Origin of the sequence: Streptomyces sp. NPDC001530 (assembly GCF_042894545.1) — a bacterium.
GTDB lineage: Bacteria > Actinomycetota > Actinomycetes > Streptomycetales > Streptomycetaceae > Streptomyces.
Window position 1 is genome coordinate 87,071 of sequence record NZ_JBIAVS010000018.1, and the last position, 18,349, is coordinate 105,419.

Genomic DNA, 18,349 nt, shown 5'->3' on the forward strand with positions numbered 1-18,349 from the left:
TCGGGCCATGGCCGAACAGCAGGCACGGACGCGGACGACACCCTCGCGGCAGGCGCGAACGCCGAAGCGGACGACACCGCCGCCGCAGACACCGAGCCAGACGACGCCCCCGCCTCAGGTTCCGCCCGCCCAGAAGGCGCCCACGGACCAGGCCTCCGCCCGAAAGATCCCTTCGCAGGACGCTCCCTCCAGGCATCGCGTCGTCGTCCTCGCCCTCGACGGGCTGCTGCCCTTCGAACTGGGCATCCCGCAGCGCATCTTCGGCAAGGCGCGCGACGCGGAGGGGCGGCCACTGTACGAGGTCGCGACCTGCTCGGTCCGGCCGCCCGGCCCCGTCGCGACGGACGCCGACTTCGCCGTCCTCGTCGCGAACGGCCCGGAGGCGCTGGCCACCGCCGACACCGTCGTCATCCCCGCCTCGTACGAGCTCGGCCCCGTCCACGAGGAAGGCGTACTCACCCCCGAACTGGCCGCCGCCCTCGCCCACATCCGCCCCGGCACCCGTCTCGTCTCCATCTGCACCGGCGGATACGTACTCGCCGCCGCCGGCTATCTCGACGGCCGCCCGGCCACCACGCACTGGATGCACGCGGAGCACTTCCAGCAGCTCTTCCCCAAGGTCAGGGTCGACGCGGACGTGCTCTTCATCGACGACGGCGACGTCCTCACCTCCGCCGGTGTCGCGGCCGGGATCGACCTGTGCCTCCATCTCGTACGCCGTGACCACGGCGCCGCCGTCGCCAACGAGGTGGCCCGCCGCACCGTCGTACCACCGCACCGCGACGGCGGCCAGGCGCAGTACATCCAGCGCCCGGTGCCGGAGGCGCAGACCGCCACCACGACCGCCGCCCGCGCCTGGGCGCTCGGCCGCCTCCACGAGCCGATCCAGCTGCGCGACATGGCCGAGCAGGATTCCATGTCCGTACGCACCTTCACGCGCCGGTTCCGCGAGGAGGTCGGTGTCAGCCCCGGGCAGTGGCTCACCCAGCAGCGCGTCGAACGGGCCCGGCACCTGCTGGAGTCCAGCGACCTGTCGATCGACCAGGTGGCGCGGGACGCCGGCTTCGGCACGGCCCAGTCGATGCGGCAGCACCTACAGGCGGCGCTCGGTGTCACCCCCACGACATATCGCCGAACCTTCCGGTCCGGGGTCGGAGCTGGGGCCGGGGCCGGGAACACCAGGGTTTCCGACGGCTTCCTCCAGTCCTCCGGGGGCTGAGTGGCCGGCGGCGCTCGCCACCCGGCGGCTCTCGCCCAGTGCGCCCACGAAGGTGAGCAGCAGGGTGAGTGCGACGCCCGCCAGGATCGCGGTGGAGGGCGCCACGAAGTGGAGCAGGGCGCCCGCGAGGGAACCCGTCGCGGCGTACCCCGCGCCCACGGCGGCGTACATCACCGAATAGCCCGCGGCCAGCGCGCTCGGCGGGAGGATCTCGCGCAGCGACAGGTTGCGGGTGAGCATGGCGCCGGCCTGCAGCACGCCCGCGAGGACAAGCGCGGCCGCCATCCAGGCGAGGGCCGGTATCAGCGCGACCAGCGCCACGCACCCGGACATCGCGCAGAGCAGCAGCACGCTCCGGGTGCGCAGTTGGCCCGGCCAGTTGCGCAGCCCGTAGACGAAGGCGCCGGCCGCCGAGCCCAGTGACAGGCCCGTGAGCAGCGGGCCCGCCCAGCCGACGCCCATCGCGCGCTGTTCGAGGAGGGCGGGCAGGACGAGTTCGGCGAGGGCCAGCAGTGAGAGGCCGGCCGCGCCCGTGACGTACGCGGGCCAGGCCCTGGCCAGGATTCGTGAGATCGACTCGCCGTCGCGGTCCGTCTCGTCCGCGGCCCAGCCCGCGGGCAGCATCCACAGGCCCGCGACCGACGACGCCATCAGGGCGGCCGCGAGCAGCAGCGGGATCCTCGGGGCGACGCCCAGCGCGAGGCCGGTGACCGCGGCCGGGGTCAGGGACCATATGCCGAACGTCAGCATCGACTCGGCGGACAGGGCCTGGGCCACGGCCCGCTTCGGGACCATGCCGGTGAGCAGGGCGCGCAGGCCGCCGGGGGCCGCGGCGGGGGCGGCGCCGGCGAGGGCGGCGAACGCCGCGAGTATCGCCGGGTGCGCGTCCGGGAACGCGGCCAGGCCCGCGAAGCCGGTCGCGCCCGCCGCGAGGCCCGCGGCCAGGTGGGGGCGGGCTCGGTGGGGGCGCATGCGGGTGCCCAGGAGGGGGGCGCCCACGATCTCGCCGATCACGTACGCCGCTGCCAGGGCTGCGCCGAGGGTGTAGCCGCCGGGGCGCTCGCGGGTCAGGAACACCAGGGCCAGGGGGGCCATGGCGACCGGCATGCGGGCGCCGATGGCCACGATGGCCCAGGCCAGGGCCTGTTTGGACGCGACGTCTCGGTAGGTCATGCGATGACGTTAGGGGACGGGGCTGACAGTGGCCCACGGGATTTCCTGGCCTGTGGACAACTTCGGGTGCGGCGGCGGGTGAGGGGTTTTCTCGCCCCCTCCGCCCCTACCCGTCCCGTACCTGGGAGCTCCGCCCCCAGACCCCGCATCGGCCTGAACGGCCTCGTCCTCAAACGCCGGACGGGCTAAAACCTAAAACGTCAGCACCGCCCTGGCCACCCTTCCCTCGTGCGCGTCCTGCGCTGCCTTCTCGAAGTTCTCGACCGGATAGGTCTGGGTCACCAGCTCGTCCAGGAGGAGCCGTCCCTCCCGGTACAACTCTGCGTACAGGGCGATGTCGCGTTGGGGGCGGGACGAGCCGTAGCGGCAGCCGAGGATCGACTTGTCCAGGTACATGGAGGAGACGAGGAAGGAGGCCTCGGCTGTCGCCGGGGGGACGCCGAGGAGGACGGCCTGGCCGTGGCGGTCGAGCAAGTCGATGGCCTGGCGGATGAGTTCGACGCGGCCGACGCACTCGAAGGCGTGGTCCGCGCCCGTGGGGAGGATGTCCTTGACGGCCTCCGTCGACGTGAGGAAGTGCGTGGCGCCGAACCGGCGGGCCACGGACTCCTTCGCCGGGTTGGAGTCGACCGCGACGATCTTCAGGGCGCCCGCGATCCGCGCTCCCTGGATGACGTTGAGGCCGATACCCCCCGTGCCGATCACGAGGACGCGGTCCCCGCGGTCCACCCGGGCGCGGTTCAGCACCGCACCGACGCCCGTCAGGACCCCGCAACCGATCAGCGCGGCGGACGTCAGCGGGATGTCCTTCGGAATCCGGACTGCCTGGACCGCCTTCACCAACGTCCGTTCCGCGAAAGCCGAGTTGGACGCGAACTGGTACAGCGGCTGCCCGTCCCGCGCGAACGGCTGCTGCGGCATCCCGATCGCCTTGCGGCACATCGTCGGGCGCCCCCGGTCGCACTCGGCGCAGGCCCCGCAGTTGGCGAGCGTGGACAGGGACACATGGTCGCCGGGCTGGACGTGAGTGACGCCCCTGCCCACCGTTTCCACCACACCCGCGCCCTCATGGCCGAGCACCACAGGAACGGGGAAAGGTATGGTCCCGTCCACCACAGAGAGATCGCTGTGGCACAGCCCGGCCGCGGAGATCGCGACCTGTACCTCCCCCGGCCCCGGGTCCCGTATCTCCAGATCGTCCACGACCTGAGTCTGCTTCCCGTCGAAGATCACGCCTCGCATCGCGACTCACTCAGCCCTTCGGCTCCCTAGGCAGGCCGAGCACGCGCTCGGCGATGATCGTGCGCTGAATCTCGTCCGAGCCGCCGTAGATCGTGTCGGCCCGGCTGAACAGGAACAGATGCTGGAACGCGTCCAGTTCGTACGGTGCCGCCGCCGACCAGTCCGCCGGGCCCACCGCCGCGCCGGCACCCCGCACCGCCACCGCCAGCTCACCCAGGCGGCGGTGCCAGCCGCCCCACAGCAGCTTCGCCACGCTGGATGCCCCGGCATCTCCAGGGCCCCCCTCTGAACTCCCCAGCGTGCGCAGGGCGTTCCACCTCATCGTGCGCAGCTCGGCCCACTGGCGTACGAGCCGGTCGCGTACGACGGGATCGGCGACCGCGCCGGTCGCGACGGCCGTCTCCACCACCCGGCCCAACTCCTCGGCGAAACCGATCTGTTGGGCCAGCGTCGACACGCCCCGCTCGAAACCGAGCAGGCTCATCGCGACGCGCCAGCCGTTTCCCTCGCCGCCGACGACGTGCTCGGCGCGGGCCACCGCCCCGTCGAAGAAGACCTCGTTGAACTCGCTCGTGCCGGTCAGCTGGCGGATCGGGCGGACCTCGATGCGGCCGGGCTGGTCCATCGGGACGAGCAGGAAAGTCAGGCCGTGGTGGCGGGTGGACTCCGGCTGCGTACGGGCCAGTACGAAGCACCAGTCGGCCTCGTGGGCGAGGGAGGTCCAGATCTTCTGGCCCGTGATGCGGTAGGAGTCGGTGTCGCGTACGGCGGCGGTCCGCACTCCCGCCAGATCCGAACCCGCTCCCGGCTCGCTGTACCCCTGGCACCAGAGTTCCTCGCCTCGGGCGATGGGGGGCAGGAAGCGGGACTTCTGTTGCTGCGTTCCGTGGGTGATGAGGGTGGGCGCCAGGAGGTTTTCGCCGATGTGGCCCGAGCGGGCAGGGGCCTTCGCTCTCGCGTACTCCTCGGCCCAGACGACCTGTTGGGTCAGGGTCGCCCGCCGGTTGCCGTAGCCGCCCTCGCTCCAGCCCAGGCCGATCCAGCCGGCGCGGCCGAGGTCTCGCTCCCAGGCCCGACGGGGTGGGGTGCCGGTGAGGTGGGCCTTCAGCCAGGTCCGCGCCTCACCCCGGAACGCCTCGTCCTCCGGGCCGAATCCGAACTCCACGGTTGCCGCCTTACGTTGGCCTGCTCGACGTCTCTTGCCCGGTTGCCCGGGGCGGGTGCTGAGCTCGGGGCGGGTGCGCTTACCGGCGCTTGCAGGGTGCCTCCCCCAAGCTCTTCGAGCAGGGGGTACCCCCAGCGCCCACCCGTGCCGCCTGGGGGTCCCCCCACGCCGTTAAGGCAGTGGGGGAGGCACGATTGCCCACAGCTAGCCAGGAGGGGAAGGGCTGCCGCCCCCCTACCCGTTCGGCCGCGTCTTCTCCGCTGCCGCTCGGGTCATCGCCTCCAGCTGCCCCAAGAGCGGCATCGGATCCGTCCCCACCGTCCCGGGCAGGAAGTCCGCGATCTTCTCCGGAGTCCACGAACCCTCCGCATACCCGGCGCGCAGTTCGCGGGGCTGGGCCCACACCGCGATCTTGGGGCCGGCGATGGTGTACACCTGGCCGGTGATGCGTTCCGCGCGGGCCCGGTCGGAGAGCAGATAGACCACCAGGGCAGCGACGTCCTCGGGCTCGCCGATCTCCTTCAGCTCCATGGGCACGTTCGCCGACATGCGGGTCCGCGCGACGGGCGCGACCGCGTTCGCCGTCACCCCGTACTTGTGCAGGCCCAGCGCCGCGCTGCGGACGAGCGAGATGATTCCGCCCTTCGCGGCGCTGTAGTTGGCCTGCGACACCGATCCCTGGTGATTTCCGCTGGTGAAGCCGATGAGCGTTCCGGAGCGTTGCTTGCGCATCACCGCCGAGGCGGCCCTGAAGAGCGTGAACGTGCCCTTGAGGTGGGTGGCGACCACCGGGTCCCACTCCTCCTCGGACATGTTGAAGAGCATCCGCTCGCGCAGGATCCCGGCCACGCAGACCACGCCGTCGACACGTCCGTACGACGCCAGCGCGGTGTCGACGACCCGCTGGCCGCCCGCCATCGTGGAGATGTCGTCGGCCACGGCCACCGCGTCGCCGCCCGCCGCCTCGATCTCCTTCACCACGGCGTCGGCGATCGAACTCGTCGGCTCGGCGCCCTCGATGGAGACGCCGTAGTCGTTGACGACGACGCGCGCGCCCTCGGCCGCCGCGGCGAGGGCGACGGCCCGGCCGATCCCCCGCCCCGCCCCCGTGACGGCGATGACCTTGCCTGCCAAGAAGTTCCCCACGCCCGGCCCCTTCCCGCAGTTTCTGACGGTCCGTTAGATTCAACTCGGATTCTACGACCCGTCAGATACCTGGAGACAAGCCCCCGGGGAGGACTCATGTCACTGCCGGCCGAGTTCCACGAGATCGCCAAACGCGTGAGCAACTGGGGGCGCTGGGGGGCCGAGGACGAGATCGGGACCCTGAATCTCATCACCGACGAGGTCGTACGGGAGGCCGCCGCGACCGTGCGGACGGGTCGCCGCGTTCCGCTCGCTCTCCCGCTCCAACAGGACGGCGTGCAGACCGGCATGATCCCGGGGCGCGTCAACCCGCTGCACGCCATGGTGCAGATCAACCAGGAGATCTTCGGTCCCGGCACGGTCGCGTGCAGCGACGACGCCGTGACGATGGGGCTCCAGGCGGCGACCCACTGGGACGCGCTCACCCATGTCTCCCACTCGGGGAAGCTCTACAACGGCCGTCCGGCCGACACGATCACCCCGCACGGCGGCGCCGAGTTCAGTGGGATCGACAAGCCTCGGCACATCGTCTCGCGCGGCGTGCTGCTCGACGTCGCGCGGGCGCGGGGCAAGGACCGGCTGGACGGCGGGCACGCCGTGACGCCCGAAGAACTGGACGCGGCCGAGGAGTTGGCGGGTACGCGGGTACGGGCCGGCGACATCGTCCTCGTACGGACGGGGCAGGTCCAGGTGTATCTCGCGGGCGACAAAGACGGATACGGGTATCCGTCACCGGGGCTGTCCGTGCGCACCCCGGAGTGGTTCCACGCGCGCGATGTCGCGGCGGTCGCGAACGACACCCTCACCTTCGAGATCTTTCCGCCCGAGATCGACGATCTGTGGCTGCCCGTGCACGCGCTCGACCTGGTCGAGATGGGAATGCTGCAGGGCCAGAACTGGAATCTCGAAGAGTTGTCCACAGCCTGTGGAGAAGAGGGGCGCTACACCTTCCTGCTGTCGGCGATGCCCGAACCCTTCGTGGGCGGCACGGGCACACCAGTGGCACCCGTCGCCCTGCTGTAGAAGCCCTGCCGGAGAAGCCCTGCCGGAGAAGCCCTGCCATAGACGCTCTGCCGGAGAAGTCACCCCAGGAGAGCATCGGCTGGCGGCGCGTCACTGCTCGCCCCGAGCACGGCACCGCGCGCCGCCATCCGGCTCCGGCGTACCCGCCCTGCTCCTCCTGGCCCTTAGGAGCCGACGCCGAATCACGACCCACACTCGCCGAGGGCTCCCGTCACCGAAACCCTCGCCGTCCCCTCGCGGCGAATCGCTGAACACAAGGGTGATCAAACGGACACGTCACGTCAACACCCGTTCGGGGATTTATCACTTAAGGCCTGATTTGTAACAGCGCGTACAGAAGCATTGCCCGGCGCATTCGGCCACAACCGCAGCCCTGTACATAGGATTCGTGCATACATGCACGAATCCGTGCGCCCACACCCCACGCGAAGCCGGACCGCCCCGCTACACAGCCCCGCTACACCGCCTCGTACGCGAAGTCCTCGTACGCCGGATACGCGGCCCCCGCCGCGGCACTCGGCGTGCAGCGGTCCACCTCGCACCAGATGCGCTTGCCGACGCCCTCGGGGTTCCAGCCCCAGCGGTCCGCCAGACCATCGACCAGTTCCAGGCCACGGCCATTGGTCTCGTCGCCCTCGGCGTGCCGGGGGATCGGGGGCCGGGCGCTGGAGTCGGCCACCTCCAGGCGCACGGTGGCGGCCTCGGCCCCGCCCGGCAGGGACAGCCGCAGCACGGCCGGACAACCGGTGTGCACCACGGCGTTGGTGACGAGTTCGGAGACGAGCAGGATCAGCGTCTCGGCGAGCGGTTCATCGACCCCTATCCCGGACCCGGCAAGCCGCGAACGGGCCCACCGCCGGGCTCGCCCCACCTCCGCGGGGTCGGGCCGGATCTCCAGCTGCACTTGAAGCACCTGCACCGCTCACACCATCCGAACCGGCGGACACATCGCCTCGCGCCTCACAAGGGCCACGATCGTAGCCATTTTTTGCATGGCCAGAACAAGGATCACGGAACGTGATTCCCTTGCGAGACAGCATGGTTGACGTACAGTCACCCCAACAAGCGCTTCGGGCATATTCCAGCGCGAAGGAGTACGCGTGCGGCATACTGTGCGACGCTCGCCACGGGGAGTCGAACAGGCAGGCACGGGGGTCCGCCCTGCCCTGCGAGCGGCGTGCATCGCCGGGTCCGGAGTCGCCTCAGGGGCAACACCGGGATGGCTCAGCCTCAGAACCACTCGCATCCCACACAAGGTACCGGAGCACGGCGCCGACTCCAGGCCGTGACAAGTCACGCCTAGGACACAACCCGATATCAACGCTCTGTAATTCCGGTATGCCACGATCCGCGACATTCATCTAAGCCCTTTCCGCGCCTTGCCTGCACAGAGCCCCTTCAGCCCGTCCCGGCCAAGAGATCCCCCGCCAAGGTTTCCTCACTCTCCGTAGCGCCGCCCGTACGTTGCGTCCGCAGCCACGCCCGCTTCAGGTACAGATGGACGTCGGACTCCCAGGTGAAGCCCATGCCGCCGTGCACCTGGAGGCAGTCGCGGGCGCCGCGCACGGCCGCCTCGTCGGCGAGCAGCCGGGCCGCGGCGACATCCGTCGGGTCGGCGGTCACGGCGGCGGCGTAGACGGCCGCGCGCGCCACCTCCGCCCGCACCAGCATCTGCGCGCACAGGTGTTTCACCGCCTGGAAGGCCCCGATCGGCTGCCCGAACTGCTCGCGCGTCCGGGCGTGTTGCACGGCCAGCTCGCAGGTGCGCGAGGCGGTGCCGAGCTGCTCGGCGGCGGTGAGGAGTGAGGTGAGGAGTACGTCTCCGGGCTGTGCGGGAGTGGAAGCGGGCACCCGGTGCAATGGGGTCAGCGGATCCACCGACGTCAGCGGCTCGGCGCCGGCCGCGTCTCCTTGTACGACATCGGCCTGGTCCAGCCACTCCACGAGCCCGCCGCCGGCGTCCACAGCGGTCACCACGACCTCGCCGGTGGCCGCCCCGTCCACCACGCCCGCCGCGAGGTGCGTGGCGATCAGCGGGCCGGGCAGCAGCACGCGCCCCGCCTCCTCGAAGGCCAACACGGCTTCCGGCAGCCCGACTCCGACCCCGCCGTCCGCCTCCGGCAGCCGCAGCGCGAAGAACCCCGCCGCGCCGAGCTCGCGCCACAGCGCCCGGTCGAGGTCCGGCGGGCCGTCGGCCACGGCGGCCCGCAGCCGGTCGCGGCCGAAGCGCGCGGTCAGCAGGTCCCGCACACCCGCCTTCAACGCTCGTTGATCATCAGTGAGTTGGAAGTCCACTTTTCGAACTCACCGCCCCTTCGGCAGGCCCAGGATCCGCTCGGCCACGATGTTCTGCTGGATCTGCGAGGTGCCGGCCGCGATGGTGTACGACAGGGACGAGAGCCGGTCGAGGGTCCACTCCCGCCCGAGGTCGAGCGCCTCGGGGCCAAGGACCTCGGCGGCTACGTCGTACAACTCCTGGCGCGTGTGCGAGTACCGCAGCTTGAAGACCGAGCCGCCCACGCCGGGCACTCCGCCGGTCTTCTGCGACTCGCTGACGTTCCACTGCGTGAGCCGCCACAGGGCGCGGAACTCGGCGTTCAGCCTGCCGAGACGTCGGCGCAGTGCGGCATCGTCCCAGCGGCCGTTCTCGCGCGCCTCGCGGGCGAGTTCTCCCAGGACGCGTCGGCAGGCGACGACCTCTCCGACGAAGGCGGTACCGCGCTCGTACGACAAGGTCACCATGGTCACGCGCCAGCCGTCGTTCTCGGCGCCGACGCGGTTGGCGACCGGTATGCGCACCTCGTCGAGGAAGACCTCGGCGAACTCGGTGGAGCCCGCGAGCGTCCGCAGCGGCCGGACGGTGATGCCCGGCGCGTCCATGGGCATCGCGAGCCACGAGATACCGCGGTGCTTGGGGGCGGTGGCGTCGGTGCGGACCAGTAGTTCGCACCAGTCCGCGACCTCCGCGTGGGAAGTCCAGATTTTGGACCCACTCACTACGTAGTCGTCGCCGTCGCGCCACGCGCGTGTGCGCAGCGCCGCGAGGTCCGAGCCGGCGTCCGGTTCGCTGAAGCCCTGGCACCAGACCTCCTCGCCGCGCAGCACGGGTGGCAGCCAGCGCGCCCGCTGTTCGGCGGTCCCTTCGGAGGCGATGGTCGGCCCGGCGTGCAGCAGCCCGACGAAATTGGCCCCTACGTAGGGGGCGCCCGCCTTTTCCGTCTCCTCCAGGTAGATGAGGTGCTGCGTCGGGGTGGCGCCCCGCCCGCCCGCGTCGAGGGGCCAGTGCAGTCCCGCGTACCCGGCGTCGTACAGCATCCGCTGCCACCCGAGGTCGTACGCCCGTCTGCCCGGCCAGTCGTCCGGCGAAGGCTTCGGAGGCAGCGACGGGAGCACCTTGGCGAGCCACTCGCGCAGCCGGGCCCGGAACTCCTCCTCTTCCCGCGTGTACGTCAGGTCCACTACAGGTCCAGATCCAGCATGCGGATCGCGTTGCCGCGCATCAGCTTGAAGACGGTCTCGTCGTCGAGGCCCTTCACATGGTCGAGGGCGACCTCCTTGGTGTGCGGGGAGGCGAGCTCACCGATACCGGCGGTGAGGGGCTGCGGCCCGCACTCGCGGTACTTCCGCGGCAGCCAGGTCTCGAAGAGGTGCGCGGGCTCGATCACATGGTCGTCGACGCTGATGATGCGGGGCAGTTCGGTCATGGTTCCCCTCCGCCTGGCGTACGTTTCCGAGTTTCCGACGGCGTTTCCGACGGCGTTTGTAGCAACATTTCTGATGGATCGTCAGATCGACAATGGCAGACAGGCTAGCCCCGCGCCTATGGACCGACAAGGCGGTTCGGCCTACGCTCTGGCCGTGATCTGACAACCCGTCAGCTGCCGGTGAGTGAGCCGAAGGGGCGCGCCTCGGAGGCGAACCGAGCCACAAAGAAGGGGGCCGCTGTGAACGACACCGCACACGCACTGGGCGCCTCGCGCACCCTCTGGGAACTGGTCACCCGCCGCGCCGACCTCACCCCCGACCGGCCCGTCCTCCTCCAGGACGACCGCTCCCTGAGCTTCGGCGAACTGCGCGACCGCGCCGAGCGGGTGGCGGCGGGCCTGTACGACATGGGCGTCCGCCCCGGCGCGGTGGTCGCCTGGCAGCTGCCCACCCGGATCGAGACCGCGCTGCTGTCCTTCGCGCTGGCCCGCCTCGGCGCCGTACAGTCCCCGGTGATCCCCTTCTACCGCGACCGCGAAGTCGGCTTCGCACTGAGGGAGTCCAAGGCCGAGTACTTCGCCGTACCGGGCGACTGGCGCGGCTTCGACCACACCGCGATGGCGCGGCGGCTCGGCGCGAAGGGCGTCTTCGAGGCGTACGACATGCTGCCGGACGGCGATCCCGCCGTGCTCCCCGCTCCCCCTGCCGACGGCACCTCCGTCCGCTGGATCTACTGGACCTCGGGCACCACCTCCGACCCCAAGGGCGTGCTGCACACGGACCGTTCACTGATCGCGGGCGGCTCGTGCCTCGCGCACGCGCTGCGGCTGTCGGCCGACGACGTGGGCTCGATGGCGTTCCCGTACGCGCACATCGCCGGGCCCGACTACACGGTGATGCTGCTGCTGTACGGCTTCCCGGCGGTGATGTTCGAGCACTTCGCGCTGCCCGACGCGCTGGAGGGCTACCGCAAGCACGGCGTGACGGTGGCGGGCGGTTCGACGGCCTTCTACTCGATGTTCCTCGCCGAGCAGCGCAAGCAGCCCGGCGAGCCGGTCATTCCGACTCTGCGGCTCCTGGCGGGCGGTGGGGCGCCCAAGCCGGCCGAGGTGTACCACTGCGTCGTACGGGAGATGGGCGTGCAGCTCACCCACGGGTACGGGATGACCGAGGTCCCGATGATCACGATGGGGGCGCCGGACGACACGGCCGAGAACCTGGCGACAACGGAGGGCAGGCCCCCGGAGGGCATGGAGATACGGATCGTGGACGGGGAGGGAGCGTCACAGCCGTACGGCGTGGACGGCGACGTACGGCTGCGCGGGGAGGCCGTGTGCCAGGGCTATCTGGATCCCGCGCAGACGGCCGATGCCTTCGACGCGGACGGGTTCCTGATCACCGGGGACGTCGGGCATCTGACGCAGAGCGGGCACCTCGTGCTCACCGGCCGGCTGAAGGACATCATCATCCGCAAGGGCGAGAACATCTCGGCCAAGGAGATCGAGGACCTGCTGCACCGGCACCCGGCCGTCGGGGACGTCGCCGTGATCGGGCTGCCGGACGCCGAGCGCGGGGAGCGGGTCTGCGCGGTGGTCGAACAGCCGCCGGGGGGCGAGGAGTTGACGCTCGCTGCCCTGGTCTCGTATCTGCGCGCGGAAGGGCTGTCCGTGCACAAGCTGCCGGAGCAGTTGGAGGTGGTGGACGCCCTGCCGCGCAACGAGACCCTGCGGAAGGTGCTCAAGTACAAGCTCAGGGAGCGCTATTCCGGGACGGTGAAGTAGCGCGCGAAGGCGGACACGACCTCCGCCTCGCCGACCCTGCCGTCGGAGTCGGCGTCGAGGGCCGCGGCGGCCATGGCGGCGATGTCGTCGCGCACGCCGAGGGCCTTGAGGACGCGCGTGGTCTCCTCGATGGTGGCCGCGCCGTCCCCGTCGGTGTCCGCGACGGCGAGGGCGGCGTGCAGGAAGGGGCGGGCGATCTCGGCGAACCGGTCGGGGTTGTCGCGCAGCCGCTTCACCGCGCCGCTGACGAACTCCTCGCGGGTGATGCGCTGATCGCCGTCCCGGTCCGCTATCCCGGCCATGCCCTGCCAGAACGCCTCGGCGCCGACGTACAGGGCCTGGCCCTTGTCCGACCGGGCCGTCGTACCGAACTCGGCGAGGACCGCCTTGGTCGCGACGTTGAAGTCCTCTCGATCGATGTAGCCATTGCCGTCCTGGTCGAAGCCGGCGAACCGGGCGGCAATCCTGCGCTCGTACTCGGTGCTGACCATGGTGTGTTCGGACCGCCTTACATCTCAGCCGGACTCTCCGCCGGACTGGGGTTCATCTGGGTCGGAGCGTACGACGCCGGGGCCACCGCGGGAGCGGGAAAACGACGGTTGTACCAAGACTGCGGGAATTCTGGGACAACTGTGTGGCGATGTGTCGCGGACCGTGTGGGAGGAGTCACGTCGTCACCGTCATGCCGACGGGGAGTCATGTCGCCACCGTCACGCCGACAGGGGGCTCGACTCCTCGCCGACGGCCGTGGGGACGTCCGGGTACACGTCGAAGAGGCGGCGGACGCCGAGGGCCGCGAGGACGCGGTTGACGTGGGAGCCGTCGATCGCGCCCTGGGCGGGCAGGATCAGGCGCAGTCGGCCCTGGCAGGAGCGGATGAGGCGGCGGGTGGCGATGAGGACGCCGACGCCGCTGGAATCGCAGAAGAGGACATCGGAGAGGTCGAGGACGAGACTGCGGCGGCCGTCGGCCACCGCGTCGTGCACCCGCTGGCGCAGCACCGGCGACGTCACGAGGTCCAACTCGCCCGACACCCGCAGCACGGCCCACCCGCCCGCTTCGGCCCCTTCGCCCCTCTCGCCCGCCTCACCCGCTTCGTCGTCGGTCACGTCGGTCACCTTGAGCGTCACCGCCACGCCTCTCGCTCGCCTCGCCCTGCAGAAACGGAAGCAGTCCTTACGCTTCCCTTCAGCGCGGCTGCCCCGCCGTCGTTCCATGAAACACCGGTCCGGGAAGGAAGAAACGCCGGTCTACGGTCGAAAATGCGTAGCGAGCGAGCCATTTCGGACGTGTACGGTCTGCTTCGATCAGAACTTGGTCATACCTCGATCAGATCTGGTGCGGAGACGGTGGGCTTCTACCATTCACGGCCCCTCCGGGGGCGTGCATTGATGTAAAGGGGCGTGCGCTGTCAGACGTGCCGACTACATTCGGGACAGCGGTGCACACAGGCTGGACAGCGGCAGCGCACACAGGCTGAGCGCAGGGCAGAGACGCTGAGCACAGAGGCAGAGACAGGGACAGGCGCCGGGCACGATCACGGGTGAGGGGGCCGCATGGCGAAGAAGGACGCACCGCCCCGCTGGGACCGCAAGATGCAGCAGCGGCTCGCACGCGGGGAGGCGGCCGCGCTCGGTGAGCTCTACGACCGGTTCGCTTCGCTCGTGCACGGCCTCGCCCACCGCGTGCTCGGAGACGAGCGGGCCGCCGACGGCATCACCCGCGAGGTGTTCGCCCACGTCTGGGAGAACCCCGACGCGTACGACCCCAAGCAGGGCCCGATGCGTTCCTGGGTCGCCACGCTGACCCACCGCCTCGCCGTGCAGCGGCTGCGCGCGACCGAGACCGCCGCGCTCGCCCGGGGAGGCCCGGGCAGCACCGAGGAGTTGGAGCGCAAGGTGCGCAGCGCGTCCGTCGCCGCCCGCGCAGACTACATCGTCACGTCCATGCCCGCCCCGCTGCGGGCCGCCCTGGAGCTCGCCTACTTCCAGCGCCGCGACTACCGCCAGACCGCCGTCGACCTCGGCGTCACCGAGGACGAGGCCCGCCGCCGGCTCCGCCTCGGCCTCCAACTCCTGTCCACCGCCCACGACACCGGCCCCACCGGCGCGCCGCCCGAATACGGGGGTGCGCGGTGAACGAAGGAGCGGGAGCGGGCCGGTTCGAGGCGTTCGACGAACGGGACGGGTACTTCGACGAGCGGGACGGGTACGGGGACGAAGGCACAGACGGGGTCGAGGAGGGCGCCGACGGCGCATACGGGGAGTCGGCGGGCCCGACGGGCGGCCGGGGTGGCGCGGGCCCGGAGGGGGCCGATGCGGGGGCGGGCGATGGGGCTGCGGGGGCTCGGGGAGCGGGCGGACACGACGGACCGGGCGGACCGAGCTGGCCGGGCGGACCTGGAGAAGCTGGCGGGCTGAGCGGACCTGGAGGAGCTGGCGGGGCCGAGGACGGCGGTGGGACCGCGGGGTCCCGGGGATCGGGCGGGCCTGGCGGGGCTGCTGGCGGACCGGGTGAGCGTGGCGGGACTCGCGGATCGAGCGGACCTGGAGGAGCCGGAGGAGCCGAGGACGGCAGTGGGACCGCGGGGCCCCGGGGACCAGGCCGACCCGGCCGACCCGGCGGGCCTGGCGGACCGGGCGGACCGAGCGGACCTGACGGAGCCGGAGGAGCCGAGGACGACAGTGGGACCGCGGGGCCCTGGGGACCAGGCCGACCCGGCGGGCCTGGCCGAACGGACGGACCGGGCGGATCAAGCGGACCTGGCAGGCCCGGGGGACCGGGCGGATCTGGCGGGCTTGGCAGGCCCGGTGGGCCCGGTGACGGTGGTGGGGAGGAGTCCGGGGCGGACAAGCCCCCGCGCATACCGCTGCCGCGTTCCTCCGTCGAGGACACCGGGCTGCCGCTGCCCGAGCCGGCCGCCGCTCCCGAACCGGCGCCGCTCGTCCTCGAGCACCGGGTGCTGAAGTCGCTGCTCGGCGCGTGGGCGCTGGCCGCCTGCTCGGCGGAGGAGACGGCGGCCGTCGAGGAGCACCTCGGTGACTGCGGCTCCTGCGCGGACGAGGCGCTGCGGCTGCGCGAGGCGGTCGGGCTGCTGCATCCGGCCGAGAGCCTCGACCTCGACCCGACGCTGCGTACCCGGGTCCTGGAGGGCTGCCTCGACCGGCGCCCGCCGAGGATTCCGGTGCCCGAGTGGGCGGCTCCGTACGACGCGGAGACCGCGCGCCTCGACGCGCTGCTGCAGGACATCGGCGGCGCGGAGTGGCACGCGCCCGTGCGGCTGCGCTGGTTCGAGGGCGACGGGCCCGTGAGCCGTCGTACGACGGTCGCCGGGGTCATCGCGCATCTGCTGAGCGTCGACGGCCTGGTCGCCGTCGCGCTGGGCCTGGACGACCCGCTCGGCCCGGCCGGCGCGGCCGGCCTGGCCGGCACGGCGTCCAAGGTCCCGAACACCCCCGAGGGCCGCACCGAGGCGTACTGGCGTGGCTCGCACTTCCCGCCCACCCGGTCCGTGCGCGGGCCCTGGCGGGAGCAGAGCCACAACCTCGTCCGTACGGTGTCGTTCGCGGGCGGGGGTTCTGGGCGGCTGAGCGTGCCGTACGGCGGTTTCGAACTGCCGTTGCGCGACTCGATGCTGGACCGGGCCTTCGAGTGCTGGGTGCACGCGGGGGACATCGCGGACGCGGTGGACTATCCGTACGAGCCGCCGGCGCCGCGGCATCTGCATCGGATGATCGATCTGGCGGCGCGGATGCTGCCGGGGTCGCTGGCCGCCCGTCGCCGGGCTGGGCTGTCCGCCGCGCCGCCGCGGCACCTTGTGGCGGCGGGGGCTCCGGGGCGCAGCCTGCGGCTGGAGATCGAGGGGTCCGGGGGTGGGGACTGGCTGATTCCGCTCGACTCGCCCGGGGCGGTGGGCTCCGCCGAGCGCGAGGTGGCTCATGTCGCGCTGGACGGGGTGGAGTTCTGCCGGTTGGCGGCGGGGCATGTGTCTCCGGCGGAGGCAGCTGCCGGGCAGGACGGGGACCGGGAGGCGATCAGAGAGGTCCTGTTCGCGGCGGCGTCACTGAGCCGCATGTAGAGGCCGCGCCCCGTAAGGGGCGCGGGGAACTGCGCGACAAGCCCCCACCAGCAGGCACCCAAAAGACAACCCAGGGGGGTCTGGGGGCGCAGCCCCCAGGTACGGGAATGGGTAGGGGCGGAGGGGGCGACAACCCCTACGCGAACACCACCGTGCGGCGCCCGTTCAGCAGGATTCGGCGCTCCGCGTGCCACTTCACGGCCCGCGCCAGCGCCTGGCACTCGACATCGCGCCCGATGGCGACAAGCTGGTCGGGAGTCACACCGTGGCCGACCCGCTCGACCTCCTGCTCGATGATCGGCCCCTCGTCGAGGTCGGCCGTGACGTAGTGCGCGGTGGCACCGATCAGCTTCACACCCCGGGCGTGCGCCTGGTGGTACGGCTTCGCGCCCTTGAAGCTCGGCAGGAAGGAGTGGTGGATGTTGATGATGCGGCCGCTGAGCTGCTTGCACAGGTCGTCCGACAGCACCTGCATATAGCGGGCGAGGACGACCAGTTCGACGTTCTCCCCACGGACCAGCTCCAACAGCTGGGCCTCGGCCTCCGCCTTCGTGTCCTTCGTCACCGGAATGTGGTGGAAGGGAATGTCGTACGACGCCACGAGCTCGGCGAAGTCCGTGTGGTTCGACACCACGGCTGCGATCTCGACCGGCAGCGCGCCGATCCGCGCGCGGAAGAGCAGGTCGTTCAGGCAGTGGCCGAACTTGCTGACCATCAGGACGACCCGCATCTTGTCCTCGACCCGGTGGATCTGCCAGTCCATGTGGAAGGAGTCACCGATCGCCGCGAAGCTCGCGCGCAGCTTCTCCACGGTCACCGGCGCCTCCGCCGAGAAGTGGACCCGCATGAAGAACAGTCCCGTGTCGTGGTCGCCGAACTGCTGACTGTCCTCGATGTTGCAGCCGGTCATGAAGAGGTAGCTCGACACGGCGTGCACGATTCCCGGCTTGTCCGGGCAGGAGATGGTCAGGACGTACTGCTCGGCGGCGGGTGCGGCCCCGCGGACGGACTGCTCATTCATGCAGGACAGGGTCCCATACCAGGCGCCGGAGGGGGCGATCGTCCCGCCACGCGGACGCCCTCCGGGGTCGCCCGCGCAGTACACGGACGAGAGTCTCCGGGCGCCGCACACGGACGAAAGTCCCCGGCGCCGCACACCGACCAGAGTCCCCGGCGCCGCACACCGCCCGGGGCGTCCCCAGCCCCTACGCCCTCCGGAACCCCTACGCGGACCGCGTCAGGATCCGCAGTACCTCGAGGGTCCGCGGCGGCGCGTCGGGGTCCTCCCCGTCGCTCGCCGCCAGGCGCACGTGGGCGTCGCGCGCGGCGCGGACGGCCTCCGGCCACCCGTGGTGGTCGAGGTACGCGGAGACGGGCGCGTCGGGCCCGACCTGGTGCATGATCCGCAGGACGCGCAGCACGGCGGTGTCGACGAGGGCCGCCTCCTGGGAGTCCCGGAAGATCGTGCCGACGTATTTCTCGGCGGACCAGTTGTCCAGCCAGGTGTCCTCGACCAGGCGGTAGACGGCGTCGGTGACGTCCCCGTACCCGTCGACACCGGCGAGCCAGACGTCACGTTGGAAGGTGGGGTCGGAGAGCATGTGCAGCGCGGAACGCACATTGCTGCGCCAGCGCCACCACGGCATGTCGTTCAGTGGCATGCCGCCCATGGTGGATGAGCGACGGCCGCGACGGGAAGAGTTCTCCGAACCTTGCACGGTCACCGATCGTACGTTCTCGCCGATGAGCAGATCACCGACCCCTGCAATTCACCTCTGCGTCACCTCTGATTGACCAAGGGTCACTCCCGGGTTAGT

At 71.3% G+C, this 18,349-nt stretch carries 14 protein-coding genes and 2 pseudogenes; 5 read left to right on the forward strand and 11 right to left on the reverse strand.

What is annotated here, in order from left to right:
- Window positions 1-7: 7 nt before the first annotated feature.
- Window positions 8-1,219, forward strand: coding sequence for a GlxA family transcriptional regulator (locus ACFY0T_RS33535; protein ID WP_388879083.1), 1,212 nt, complete (start codon window positions 8-10; stop codon window positions 1,217-1,219).
- A 1,365-nt stretch (window positions 1,220-2,584) separates the two neighbouring features.
- Here ACFY0T_RS33535 and ACFY0T_RS33540 read toward each other — a convergent pair.
- From ACFY0T_RS33540 to ACFY0T_RS33550, 3 genes are all read right to left on the reverse strand, one after another.
- Complete coding sequence (locus tag ACFY0T_RS33540) at window positions 2,585-3,634, reverse strand: Zn-dependent alcohol dehydrogenase (RefSeq protein WP_388879086.1); 1,050 nt, start codon at window positions 3,632-3,634, stop codon at window positions 2,585-2,587.
- A 10-nt stretch (window positions 3,635-3,644) separates the two neighbouring features.
- A complete protein-coding gene (locus tag ACFY0T_RS33545; protein WP_388879089.1) occupies window positions 3,645-4,799 on the reverse strand; it encodes an acyl-CoA dehydrogenase family protein in 1,155 nt (384 codons plus the stop codon).
- A 234-nt stretch (window positions 4,800-5,033) separates the two neighbouring features.
- A complete protein-coding gene (locus ACFY0T_RS33550; protein ID WP_388879092.1) occupies window positions 5,034-5,945 on the reverse strand; it encodes an SDR family NAD(P)-dependent oxidoreductase in 912 nt (303 codons plus the stop codon).
- Between the two features lie 96 nt (window positions 5,946-6,041).
- Between ACFY0T_RS33550 and ACFY0T_RS33555 the strand changes: the two genes are divergently transcribed.
- Window positions 6,042-6,968, forward strand: a complete 927-nt coding sequence (locus ACFY0T_RS33555) for a cyclase family protein (protein ID WP_388879095.1) — start codon at window positions 6,042-6,044, stop codon at window positions 6,966-6,968.
- A 457-nt stretch (window positions 6,969-7,425) separates the two neighbouring features.
- Here the strand turns inward: ACFY0T_RS33555 and ACFY0T_RS33560 are convergent, their stop codons facing one another.
- The 4 genes and pseudogenes from ACFY0T_RS33560 to ACFY0T_RS33575 form a co-directional block, all read right to left on the reverse strand.
- Window positions 7,426-7,887: an ATP-binding protein gene (locus tag ACFY0T_RS33560; protein WP_388879098.1), complete on the reverse strand. Its 462-nt coding sequence runs from the start codon at window positions 7,885-7,887 to the stop codon at window positions 7,426-7,428.
- Between the two features lie 479 nt (window positions 7,888-8,366).
- Window positions 8,367-9,263, reverse strand: a complete 897-nt coding sequence (locus ACFY0T_RS33565; RefSeq protein ID WP_388879101.1) for an acyl-CoA dehydrogenase family protein — start codon at window positions 9,261-9,263, stop codon at window positions 8,367-8,369.
- Between the two features lie 9 nt (window positions 9,264-9,272).
- Window positions 9,273-10,427 (reverse strand): acyl-CoA dehydrogenase family protein, encoded by a 1,155-nt coding sequence (locus ACFY0T_RS33570; RefSeq protein ID WP_388879104.1) that lies wholly within the window; start codon window positions 10,425-10,427, stop codon window positions 9,273-9,275.
- 110 nt (window positions 10,428-10,537) lie between these two features.
- Window positions 10,538-10,672 (reverse strand): annotated as a pseudogene (locus tag ACFY0T_RS33575) (amidohydrolase); the annotation flags it as partial.
- Window positions 10,673-10,912: 240 nt separating this feature from the next.
- On the opposite strand from ACFY0T_RS33575, the gene ACFY0T_RS33580 reads away from it, so the two are divergent.
- Window positions 10,913-12,454: a class I adenylate-forming enzyme family protein gene (locus ACFY0T_RS33580; RefSeq protein ID WP_388879108.1), complete on the forward strand. Its 1,542-nt coding sequence runs from the start codon at window positions 10,913-10,915 to the stop codon at window positions 12,452-12,454.
- On the opposite strand, the gene ACFY0T_RS33585 is transcribed toward ACFY0T_RS33580, so the two are convergent.
- Together ACFY0T_RS33585 and ACFY0T_RS33590 are read right to left on the reverse strand one after the other, a co-directional pair.
- A complete protein-coding gene (locus ACFY0T_RS33585; RefSeq protein ID WP_388879112.1) occupies window positions 12,433-12,945 on the reverse strand; it encodes an EF-hand domain-containing protein in 513 nt (170 codons plus the stop codon). The genes ACFY0T_RS33580 and ACFY0T_RS33585 overlap by 22 nt on opposite strands.
- A 219-nt stretch (window positions 12,946-13,164) precedes the next feature.
- On the reverse strand, window positions 13,165-13,590 hold the full coding sequence (locus tag ACFY0T_RS33590) for an STAS domain-containing protein (protein WP_388879115.1): 426 nt from the start codon (window positions 13,588-13,590) through the stop codon (window positions 13,165-13,167).
- 420 nt (window positions 13,591-14,010) lie between these two features.
- Between ACFY0T_RS33590 and ACFY0T_RS33595 the strand changes: the two genes are divergently transcribed.
- Together ACFY0T_RS33595 and ACFY0T_RS33600 are read left to right on the forward strand one after the other, a co-directional pair.
- Entirely contained in the window at window positions 14,011-14,592 is a 582-nt protein-coding gene (locus ACFY0T_RS33595; RefSeq protein WP_388879118.1) for a sigma-70 family RNA polymerase sigma factor, read from the forward strand.
- Between the two features lie 602 nt (window positions 14,593-15,194).
- A pseudogene (locus ACFY0T_RS33600) lies at window positions 15,195-16,532 on the forward strand (zf-HC2 domain-containing protein); the annotation flags it as partial.
- Window positions 16,533-16,668: 136 nt separating this feature from the next.
- Here the strand turns inward: ACFY0T_RS33600 and purU are convergent.
- Both purU and ACFY0T_RS33610 read right to left on the reverse strand, forming a co-directional pair.
- On the reverse strand, window positions 16,669-17,553 hold the full coding sequence (gene purU / locus ACFY0T_RS33605; RefSeq protein ID WP_388879121.1) for a formyltetrahydrofolate deformylase: 885 nt from the start codon (window positions 17,551-17,553) through the stop codon (window positions 16,669-16,671).
- A 202-nt stretch (window positions 17,554-17,755) separates the two neighbouring features.
- Complete coding sequence (locus tag ACFY0T_RS33610; RefSeq protein WP_388879124.1) at window positions 17,756-18,256, reverse strand: hypothetical protein; 501 nt, start codon at window positions 18,254-18,256, stop codon at window positions 17,756-17,758.
- Window positions 18,257-18,349 lie beyond the last annotated feature (93 nt).

Excerpts from the sequence above, each read along its gene's own strand:
- ACFY0T_RS33555 (WP_388879095.1), top strand. The coding sequence starts at position 6,042 with ATGTCACTGCCGGCCGAGTTCCACGAGATCGCCAAACGCGTGAGCAAC.
- purU (WP_388879121.1), bottom strand. The coding sequence starts at position 17,553 with ATGAATGAGCAGTCCGTCCGCGGGGCCGCACCCGCCGCCGAGCAGTAC.
- ACFY0T_RS33535 (WP_388879083.1), top strand. The coding sequence starts at position 8 with ATGGCCGAACAGCAGGCACGGACGCGGACGACACCCTCGCGGCAGGCG.
- ACFY0T_RS33585 (WP_388879112.1), bottom strand. The coding sequence starts at position 12,945 with ATGGTCAGCACCGAGTACGAGCGCAGGATTGCCGCCCGGTTCGCCGGC.
- ACFY0T_RS33540 (WP_388879086.1), bottom strand. The coding sequence starts at position 3,634 with ATGCGAGGCGTGATCTTCGACGGGAAGCAGACTCAGGTCGTGGACGAT.
- ACFY0T_RS33595 (WP_388879118.1), top strand. The coding sequence starts at position 14,011 with ATGGCGAAGAAGGACGCACCGCCCCGCTGGGACCGCAAGATGCAGCAG.